The sequence below is a fragment of the Streptomyces sp. NPDC058964 genome (assembly GCF_042741275.1).
Classification (GTDB): Bacteria; Actinomycetota; Actinomycetes; order Streptomycetales; family Streptomycetaceae; genus Streptomyces.
Window position 1 is genome coordinate 7471 of record NZ_JBHYKH010000227.1, and the last position, 6343, is coordinate 13813.

The 6343-nt window shown below is 71.1% G+C and carries 6 protein-coding genes; 1 reads left to right on the forward strand and 5 read right to left on the reverse strand.

Annotated features, from left to right (window positions below):
- Positions 1–25: 25 nt before the first annotated feature.
- From ACFW2E_RS25620 to ACFW2E_RS25640, 5 genes are all read right to left on the reverse strand, one after another.
- Positions 26–1138 (reverse strand): NtaA/DmoA family FMN-dependent monooxygenase, encoded by a 1113-nt coding sequence (locus ACFW2E_RS25620; RefSeq protein WP_384469416.1) that lies wholly within the window; start codon positions 1136–1138, stop codon positions 26–28.
- The gene (locus ACFW2E_RS25625) at positions 1135–1869 is read right to left on the reverse strand and encodes an ABC transporter ATP-binding protein (protein ID WP_384469417.1); all 735 of its coding nucleotides are present in this window, start codon (positions 1867–1869) and stop codon (positions 1135–1137) included. The genes ACFW2E_RS25620 and ACFW2E_RS25625 overlap by 4 nt, the downstream gene beginning before the upstream one ends.
- Positions 1845–2696 carry an ABC transporter permease gene (locus tag ACFW2E_RS25630; RefSeq protein ID WP_384469418.1) on the reverse strand — a complete coding sequence of 284 codons (852 nt, stop codon included), beginning with the start codon at positions 2694–2696 and terminating at the stop codon, positions 1845–1847. Before ACFW2E_RS25630 ends, ACFW2E_RS25625 begins: the two co-directional genes overlap by 25 nt.
- Positions 2693–3760 (reverse strand): ABC transporter substrate-binding protein, encoded by a 1068-nt coding sequence (locus tag ACFW2E_RS25635; RefSeq protein ID WP_384469419.1) that lies wholly within the window; start codon positions 3758–3760, stop codon positions 2693–2695. Before ACFW2E_RS25635 ends, ACFW2E_RS25630 begins: the two co-directional genes overlap by 4 nt.
- 219 nt (positions 3761–3979) lie before the next feature.
- Complete coding sequence (locus tag ACFW2E_RS25640) at positions 3980–5179, reverse strand: ROK family protein (protein ID WP_384469420.1); 1200 nt, start codon at positions 5177–5179, stop codon at positions 3980–3982.
- A 424-nt stretch (positions 5180–5603) separates the two neighbouring features.
- Between ACFW2E_RS25640 and ACFW2E_RS25645 the strand changes: the two genes are divergently transcribed.
- Positions 5604–6191 (forward strand): biotin transporter BioY, encoded by a 588-nt coding sequence (locus tag ACFW2E_RS25645; protein WP_384469421.1) that lies wholly within the window; start codon positions 5604–5606, stop codon positions 6189–6191.
- The last annotated feature ends 152 nt before the right edge of the window (positions 6192–6343 follow it).

The following is a 6343-nucleotide window of genomic DNA, read 5'->3' on the forward strand; positions in this document are numbered from 1 at the left end:
GTGTGGGGGTGTCTGGTTTTTTTTTCTATACTCCAGTGTTATTGTGTACCGAAAAACCCCCGCCCCCCCGCCCGCCCCCCCATACCCGCGGGGGCAGGGTGCGCGGGTGGCTTGGGGCGTCACCCACGACGAGCGTGTAGCGGCTCTTGGCGCCCTCGACGGCGTCCTCGGGGGGCAGTTCGGCGGGCAGCTCGGCGTCCAGCTCCAGCGTGCCGGGGCTCAGCTGCAGCAGCCGCTCCAGGTTGGCCACCCCGTGCCGGTGCACGATGTGGTCCTCCAGGAGCCGCTCGGCCGCCCGCGCCTCGGCCTCGGTCGAGCCGATCACCGGGACGATGCCGGGCAGCACCTTGATGTGGCCGGGATCGCGGCCGGCCGCCGCCGTACGGGACTTGAGGTCGGCGTAGAAGGCCCGCGCGTCCTCGATGGTCTGCTGGGCGGTGAACACCGCCTCCGCGTACCTCGCCGCGAAGGCCTTGCCGTCCTCGCTCGACCCCGCCTGCACGAGGAGCGGGTAACCCTGCGGCGAGCGCGGCACGTTGAGGGCGCCCTCGACCCGGAAGTACGTCCCCCGGTGCCGGGGCGGATGGATCTTCCGGTCGTCGCCCCACACACCGGACGCCTTGTCGGCGACGATCGCGTCGTCCTCCCAGCTGTCCCAGAGCTTGAGCGCCACGTCGAGGAACTCGGCGGCCCTGGCGTACCGGTCGGCGTGCCCGGGCTCGGCGTCCAGGCCGAAGTTGCGGGCGGCCTCCGCACCCGCGGTGGTGACGATGTTCCAGCCCGCCCGGCCACCGCTGATGATGTCGAGCGAGGCGAACTTGCGGGCCAGGTTGTAGGGGGAGTTGTAGGAGGTGGAGGCGGTGCCGATCAGGCCGATGTGCTCGGTGGCCGTCGCCAGCGCGGTGAGCAGGGTGAGCGGCTCCAGGGCGCCGGCCGGGCGCTGGGCGACGCTGCCCCACAGGTGCGGCCCGTCGGCCAGGAACAGTGAGTCGAAGGTGCCGCGTTCGGCGGTCCGGGCCAGCCGGACGTAGTGCGCGAGGTCGACGTGCGCGTACGGATCGCTCTCCGGAAGACGCCAGGACGCCTCGTGGTGCCCGGTGTTCATCAGGAACGCGTTGAGATGGAGCCTGCGGGTCATGCGTGGTCCTCCGTCACACCGAGGGCGGCGAGGAGCCGCTCGCGGTACTCACCCAGCACCGGCTCGCGGTAGGAGCGCGGGTGGGGGCGGTCTATGGTCAGGTCGAGTCCGATGCGGCCCCGGTCGAGGACGAGGACCCGGTCGGCGAGCACGATCGCCTCGTCCACGTCGTGGGTGACGAGCAGCACCGAGGGCCGGTGGCGCTTCCACAGCTCGCGCAGCAGGCTGTGCATCCTGATCCGGGTGAGCGCGTCCAGGGCGCCGAACGGCTCGTCGGCCAGAAGGAGTTCGGGTTCACGGACCAGTGAGCGGGCGAGTGCGGCACGCTGTGCCTCACCGCCGGACAGTTCGCCCGGCCAGGCCCGCTCGCGGCCCTTGAGGCCCACCTCCTCGAGGGCGGCCCGGCCCCGTTCCCCGGCGTCCTCGCCGTCCAGGCCGAGGAGTACGTTGTCCAGAACCCGGCGCCAGGGCAGCAGCCGCGAGTCCTGGAAGACCACGGACACCCGATCCGGTGCGGTGAGCCGTCCGCTTCCCCGGACACCGTGGTCCAGCCCCGCCACCGCCCGCAGCAGCGTGCTCTTGCCGGAGCCGCTGTGCCCGAGCAGGGCGGTGAACTGGCCGGCGGGCAGGTCGAGGTCGATGCCGTCGAGGACCGTACGGTCCCCGAAGGACCGGGTCAGGCCCCGCAGCCGGACGGCGGGCCGGGTCAGCTGTTCAGTGTGCGGCGCCACGACAGCACCCTCCGTTCGACGAGACGGACCACGCTGTCGGAGACCAGACCGAAGACGCCGTAGATCAGCAGGCCGACGAGGATCACGTCCGTCTGGCCGTAGTTCTGGGCCTGGAACATCATGTAGCCGAGGCCGCTGGTGGCGTTGATCTGCTCCAGGACCACCAGGCCGAGCCAGGAACCGGTCACTCCGAGCCGGAGTCCCACGAAGAACCCGGGCAGCGCCCCGGGGATCACGATCTGCCGGACGAACCGGAACCTGGACAGTCCCTGGACCTCGGCGAGTTCGACGTAGCGGCTGTCGATGCCGGACAGCGCGGCATGCGTGTTCAGATAGATCGGGACGTAGACGACGATCGCGATGATGGCGATCTTGAAGGTCTCGCCGATGCCCAGCCAGAGGATGAACAACGGGATCAGACCCAGGGTCGGGATCGCCCGGTTGAGCTGCACGGTCCCGTCGATCAATGCCTCCCCGACCCGGCTGAGGCCGGACGCCAGCGCGAGGACGACCCCGGCGGTGAGGCCGATCAGGAAGCCGTACGCGGCCCGTTCGAGCGAGGTGAGGATGTCGGTGGGCAGGGTGCCGTCGCTCCACAGCCGGCCCGCGGTCCTCAGGACCGTCCAGGGCGCCGGGACCGCACCGGGGTCGAGCTGCCCGGCGGCGGAGGCGGCGGCCCACAGGGCGACGACGAGGGCGGGCCCGGCGAGCCGGGCGGCCGGCAGGCGTTTGCCGGGGGAGAGGCGGCGCCGCCTGCGGACCCGGTGGGTCTCGTCCGCGGCGGGGACGACGGCCGTGGTGCTCACGGTGGTGGTCACGGCCGTCACCTCCTGTACTGGGCCGGTACGGCCTTGGCGGCGATGCCCTCGAAACGGTGGTCGAAGAGCGAGGACACGTCGAACTTCTTCACGAAGCCGCCCTCCGCGAGCAGATCGGCGGTCTCCTGCTCCCACTTGACCGCCTCGTCCCAGCTCGGCGGGAACAGGGGCTTGTTGGCGAGCGCGCTGATCGACCTGGCCTGCGCGAGGGTCAGGTTCTGGGTCTTGACGTAGAACTCCTGGTTCCAGACGTCCGGGTTCTCGTACTGCCACACCTGGCCCTTGGCCCACTGCGGGATGTAGGCGGCGATCGCGGCCGCCTTCGCGCGGTCGTTCAGCACCGACTGCGGCGCCCACAGCAGGTTGAGCAGGTCGACCACGTCGGTGGTGATGGTCCGGGCGCCCTTCGATCCGTACTGCTTCAGATAGGCCGGGGCCTGGCTGTTGGCGAGCGGGGCGATGTCGACCTGCCCGGACTGCAGGGCCGTGAGGAACTGGTTGCTGGTCAACGGGACCAGCTTGACGTCGTCGTACTTCAGACCCGCCTTCTTCAGGGCCCGCAGGAGCACGACCCCCTGGGCCTGGCCCTGCGAGAAGGCGAGCTTCCTGCCCTTGAAGTCCGCCACCGTGCGGATGTCGCTGCCGGGCTTGGTGGCGAAGAGGTAGTTGGGCTTGCGGGTGATGCCGATCGCGACGATCTTCGCGTCGAAGCCCTGGTAGTGCGCCTGTATCGGCGGGATGCCCGCGTTGTTGGCCAGGTCCAGGGACTTGGCCCGGAAGGCGTTGATGACATCCGGGCCGGCTCCGATGTTCACCCAGCTCGACACCGTGAACGGAAGCGCCGGCAGTTTCGCCAGCCTGAACTGCAGCTGCTGCGCGTTCAGATAGGAGGCGACCTTCAGGCTCGTGCCCGAGGGGACCTTGCCGGCCAGCGGGGCGGAGGAGGCACCTTCGGAATCGGCGGCGGCGCTGCTGCCCGCGCAACCGCTCAGGCCGGCGGCAGCGGCGGTGGCGCCGAGCAAAGAGGTGAGAAAGAGCCGGCGGTCAAAGCCGGAAGCGGGCACGGAAGGCATGGGAGGACCCCTTGGGTTCATAGGGCAGGAAGGCAGGCGGAATTCCGGGCTCAAGAAGCCGGGGAAAGGGAATTCACACAAGGAAGGACGCGTTCGTGACGCGTCGTGAGAGATACGCGCTCCGGGCGCGTCGACGCGTCAGCAACAGAGGGTGCGACAGCTCATGAGCAGGATGTTCCCGGTCATCGGTGATCCCTGTCAACATTCGGAGTTTCTGAATTAAATAGCCTCGGGTGCGGCGTTCAGCGGATCCCGGTACAGCACGTCCAGAACCACCGAACCGCCCGCCACCGCCAGTACTGAGTCCGGGAAACTGGTCGGGAGGACATGTGCCGCGCGGTCCGTTCCGGCGGCTTCCCGCAATGCGTCCAGACAGTCCGCCCGGTGAATGATTCCGATCTCGGTCACCACGACCGTCTCCGGATTGAGCACGTCCAGCAGCAGTCCGGCCGCGCGCCCGGTCGTCCGCGCCCGCTCCACCAGCAGCCGTGCGGCCGCCGGGTCACCGGCCGCAGCTGCGGCGACCACGTGCATCGGGTTCGCCCCGTCGACGACCCCGGCCTCCCGGGCCCGTCGGCACACCGTCCGCTCGCTCAGCTCCACCTGGAGGCAGCCCGTCCGTCCGCAGTCGCAGGGCTCGACGCCGCCCGGCACGGGCAGATGGGCGATGGTGCCCGCCTGGGAGCGGGGGCCGTAGTGCACCGCGTCGTTGGTGGCGAACGCCGCGTCGACCACGTTGCCGACGAACAGGTGCAGTACGCTCCCGCTGCCCCGCGCCCGCCCGAACAGCCGCTCGCCGTTGACCAGCGCCCGCGCGTGCCCGTCGACATGGACGGGCAGCCCGGTGCGCGCCCCGAGCACCTCCCGCACCGCCACGTCCCGCCAGCCCAGCAGTCCGTGCTCGACGATCGTCCCGAAGTCGCGGTCCACCCAGCCGCCGGCGGCCACCCCGATCCCCAGCGGCCGGCTGTCCGGGGCCCCGGCGAGCAGCGCGGCGAGACCGTCCGCGGCGTGCGCCAGCACCCACCCGGGATCCGTGCGCTCGTGCTTCAACTCCCGGCGCGCCACCACCCGTCCACGCAGATCGAGCAGCGCGACCGTGGTGTACGGCACGGCGATGTGCACCCCGCCGACCAAGAACCGCGAGTCGTCCAGGTCGACGGGCACATGCGGGCGGCCCACCCCGTTCGACCGCCGGGGTGCGGCGGCCTCACGGATGAACCCGAGTTCGGCGAACCGGGCGCAGTAGTCCGTCACGGACGCGGGGGACAGCCCGGTCAGCCGGGCGATGGTGCTGCGCGCCACCGGACCGTGCTCCAGCACGGACCGCAGCACGACGCTGGCGCTGGTCCGCCGCCGGTCGCTGTCGGCGGCTCGGGGGATGGGGGAGTCGAGAAGGACTGCCGTGGTACGGGGCATGGTTGACCGTCCTCGGGAACGGGGGCCGACACGTCTCGGGAAGTCGAGGCGCGCCCGCGGCCGCGCCTCAGACCGGTCGGCGACAGGTGGACGTGCCCTGGCGCCGCAGGTCGACATAGCGACGCGACGTGAAGTTCAGGGCCTGGGCAACCATGACTGAAAGAGTAGGGCAGGAAAGGTGAATCCGACCAGAGCACTAGGATTCCTTTGGCGGGAACCCACAACCCGGCTGACGGTTCATGACGTGAGCCATCCATCTCCACCTCAGTGATCGGCATCACGCCGCACCCGGTGTAACCGGCATCATTTGTCCGGAGTCCACCAACTCCCCGTTCCACCCTTTGTCGATCGCTGACGGTGATCGACTCCACCGCGCTGGGATAGCGTCGCCGTGTCCCAACGTGCCGACATCCGCGGAGTCCCCATGAGCACCGCCACCGCCACCGCCGCCGCCCGCCCGGGCGCGGTCCTCGCCGACCTCCTGCCCGCGTCCCGCGTGCGGGATGTCGCCCTCGTGGTCGGAGGTGCCGCGCTCACCGGCCTGGCGGCCCAGATCTCCGTCCCGGTGCCCGGCTCCCCGGTTCCGGTGACCGGTCAGACCTTCGCCGCCCTGCTCGTCGGCACGTCCCTCGGCGCCGGCCGCGGCTTCCTCTCCCTCGCGCTCTACGCGATCGCCGGCGTCGTCGGCGTGCCGTGGTTCGCGAGCGGCACTTCCGGCGCGGGCGCCGTGTCGTTCGGCTACATCCTCGGCATGATCCTCGCCTCCACCGTCGTGGGCGCCCTGGCCCGCCGCGGCGCCGACCGCTCCGTACTGCGCATGGCGGGGACGATGCTGCTCGGCGAGGCCATCATCTACGCCGTCGGCGTCCCCTACCTGGCCTACGCCGCCGACATGTCCACCTCCCTCGCCGTCGCGAGCGGCTTCACCCCGTTCCTGATCGGCGACGCCCTCAAGGCCGTCCTGGCCATGGGCCTGCTGCCGGCCGCCTGGAAGTTCGTCGACAAGCGCTGACGTCACAGCCGACGCGGAAGAGGGGGGGGCGGGGGGGGGCGGGAGATTAGCCCGGCGGGGCCGGTGGGGTTTGGGGGCGCCCCCGGCGGGGCCGGGCGCCCCCCCGGGGGCGGCCCGCCCCCCCCCCGCGCCGAGGCCCTCATGTCGCGGTT

Bases quoted from the DNA above. Each gene is read 5' to 3' on its own strand.
- ACFW2E_RS25645 (WP_384469421.1), top strand. From the start codon at position 5,604: ATGAGCACCGCCACCGCCACCGCCGCCGCCCGCCCGGGCGCGGTCCTC.
- ACFW2E_RS25640 (WP_384469420.1), bottom strand. From the start codon at position 5,179: ATGCCCCGTACCACGGCAGTCCTTCTCGACTCCCCCATCCCCCGAGCC.
- ACFW2E_RS25635 (WP_384469419.1), bottom strand. From the start codon at position 3,760: ATGCCTTCCGTGCCCGCTTCCGGCTTTGACCGCCGGCTCTTTCTCACC.
- ACFW2E_RS25620 (WP_384469416.1), bottom strand. From the start codon at position 1,138: ATGACCCGCAGGCTCCATCTCAACGCGTTCCTGATGAACACCGGGCAC.